The 1,181-nt window shown below is 40.5% G+C and carries 1 protein-coding gene, 1 tRNA gene and 1 pseudogene; 1 reads left to right on the forward strand and 2 read right to left on the reverse strand.

What is annotated here, in order from left to right; genetic code table 11:
- Nucleotides 1-769 (forward strand): hypothetical protein (locus J663_RS18480; RefSeq protein WP_033851444.1); only part of this gene is annotated, 769 nt, incomplete at its 5' end.
- Between the two features lie 92 nt (nucleotides 770-861).
- Here the strand turns inward: J663_RS18480 and J663_RS18485 are convergent.
- Nucleotides 862-937 (reverse strand) — tRNA-Glu (locus tag J663_RS18485).
- 121 nt (nucleotides 938-1,058) lie between these two features.
- Nucleotides 1,059-1,181: pseudogene (locus J663_RS19680) on the reverse strand (hypothetical protein); the annotation flags it as partial.

Consider the following 1,181-nt stretch of genomic DNA (forward strand, 5'->3'; position numbering starts at 1 on the left):
TGCTTTGGACGCGCTCGATCAAGTAACTACTCATACACGACGTGGAGTTGTCGGAATGACAAATCTGGCAGCAGGCACGGTAAGAGATATGGTGTCTGAAACCAGTGAAACAGCACGCCAAGTCGCGTTGATTATGGCGCGAACTTTTTTGGGCAAAAGTACCTTAACGTTGTACTTACCCGAAATGTTATTAAATAATCAAATTCGTAAGCGCATTGATCGCTCAGAAATTGATGATATTAAAATCAAGTGCGGCAATGACAGTTTCCAAGTCGAGATCGATGGGCATTATCATCGCTTCATGTATCGTTTGAGTTTAGATTTTAAAGTATTGGAATGTCGTATTGGGCAGGAAAAATTCTTACGCTTGCGACAAATGGATGAAAGTCTTGATGTTCAGATTCGACATGGCGGCACCTTGTCAAATTGGGCTGTGCGCCGTATTGGTCGAGTTGGTTTCGAAGTCGTAAATATGTTGCCTATTCCATCACTCATTAATCACTTGATTGGCGATATTCCCGGAATCCAACGCGATGGGCATCGCATGTGGTTTATTGACCTAGAGCAAGCAGGATTTATTGACTTTATTAACAACCGTTCATGGATGGTTGAAAAGCTTTTAAGTTTGACTGATTTTAGTATTTTACCGGGCTTGAATATTTTAAGAGAAAGTCGCGAGCTTGTGCAGCAGCTCGTAGATCAGTTTGAAATTAGAGGACTACGAGTGCAGTCAGGTCGCCTTGAAGTACAAGTAGGAATTGCGGGTTGAGAGAGCATATGAAAAGCTAATCATTGATTGGCTTTTTATTTTTTTTAGGCAAGAAAAAAGCCACTGACGTTATGTAGTGGCTTTTTAGAATTTGGCGTCCCTACGGGGATTCGAACCCCGGTTACCGCCGTGAAAGGGCGATGTCCTAGGCCTCTAGACGATAGGGACGTTTCAGAGGTGGGCGTATATTAGGTCGATTTAATAAAAGTGTCAAATAGTTTTCTGAAGAAATATTAAAAAAAACAGTCAAGCGATTAAAAATAACTCAAATTGTAGAAAATATATACATTTAGCCTTCATTTTTCTGAAAAGGTTCAATAATTGCCTTTATAACCGACGGATGTTGTAAATATCCTAAAATCTCATGCGGCTGGTTGGCAAAGGTATAAATTTTCTGATTGATAATGGCAGG

The sequence above is a fragment of the Acinetobacter sp. 826659 genome (genome assembly GCF_000588515.1).
GTDB classification, from domain to species: Bacteria; Pseudomonadota; Gammaproteobacteria; order Pseudomonadales; family Moraxellaceae; genus Acinetobacter; species Acinetobacter pittii.